The following is a 1,328-nucleotide window of genomic DNA, read 5'->3' on the forward strand; positions in this document are numbered from 1 at the left end:
CTCGGTCTGCGGACGATTTTCTGAACGGCTGAATCATCACGGCAAAGCGGCGTCCCCAGGTGAAGTGACCCCGCAAAGTTGGACGGCCAGGTAATACTAGCCGACGAAGGGCTGAGTTCTGTACTTCACAGGGCTCAGCCCTTTTAGTTTGAGTCGTATCCGGTTGTGGTTGTAGTAGTGAATGTAGCGTTCAATGCCCGCCTGTAGATGGTCAATGCTGGCAAATTCATTCAGACGGAAGAACTCCGCTTTGAGTGTCCCGAAGAAGCTTTCCATGGCTGCGTTGTCGTAACAGTTCCCTTTACGGGACATGCTCTGGACGACAGCACGCTGCTCGAGCATGCGTCGATAGGCGGCCATCTGGTACTGCCAACCTTGATCGGAATGCAGTATCGGCCGATCGTGATGTCCAAGCTTTTTGAACGCTTGCCTGAGCATGTCGCTGACGAGATCAAATGTGGGCCGCCGTGACGTCTGGTAGGCGACGATTTCGCCGTTGTACAGGTCCATCACTGGCGAGAGGTAGAGCTTCTCGCCTCTCACATTGAACTCGGTTACGTCCGTGACCCATTTCTGGTTGGGCTGCGGTGCTTCAAATTGCCGGCTTAACAGGTTAGGCGCAACGCGGCCGAGGTCGCCGGCATAGGAGCGATACCTCTTTTTGCGAACCAGGGATTTGAGTTCCATCTGCTGCATCAGGCGTTGCACCGTTTTGTGATTGACAGTGCAGCCGGCGCGCCGGATCGCCCAGGTCACACGTCGGTATCCATAGAGGCCGCCGTGATTGTCATACACCATTCTGATCTGGTCCCTGAGCCCGGCACGCCTGTCGGCAACGCTGAGCGCCTTCTTCTGATAATAGAAGGTACTGCGCGCGAGCCCCGCTGCCAGTAACAGGCTGCTCAAGGGGTGTTGCTGCCTTAATTCGAGCACTATTTGCGCTTTCTGGGCTGCGTCTGGCGCTTGCCGGCCCGAATCAAGGCATCGAGTTTTTTTAGGTACGCCACCTCCGCGCGCAGGTCTTCGATCTCTTTGAGCAACTCTTCGCGCGGGCGTGGATCGGTTCCATCCGGAGCTGGGGGGCCGGGAGGTGCTGGGCGGGTGGGCATCTTCCTGGGGCGTCCTCGTCGACGTGGCTTCAGCGCATCTATACCACCACCATGATACTGACGTTCCCAGTTCACGATGCTGCGATCACCCCGAATGTCGTAGAGGGTCGCTGTCTGCGTATATGACAGCTGCTCGCTCCACATCCGTTGCAAAACCGATAGCTTGAACTCGGCGCTGTAGTGGCTGAACTTCTTGCGCAGACCACTGCCTCCATGCTC

General features: G+C 57.0%; 1 protein-coding gene. It reads right to left on the reverse strand.

The genetic code is table 11. The features are described from left to right. Positions 1 to 96 precede the first annotated feature (96 nt). A protein-coding gene (locus CI15_RS19405) for an IS3 family transposase (protein ID WP_241495871.1) occupies positions 97 to 1,328 on the reverse strand; the annotation gives its coding sequence in 2 pieces (ribosomal slippage) (positions 97 to 989 and positions 989 to 1,328; 1,233 coding nt annotated over the 2 pieces). This gene is flagged as partial in the annotation.

The sequence above is a fragment of the Paraburkholderia monticola genome (assembly GCF_001580545.1).
In the GTDB taxonomy this organism is placed as follows: domain Bacteria; phylum Pseudomonadota; class Gammaproteobacteria; order Burkholderiales; family Burkholderiaceae; genus Paraburkholderia; species Paraburkholderia monticola.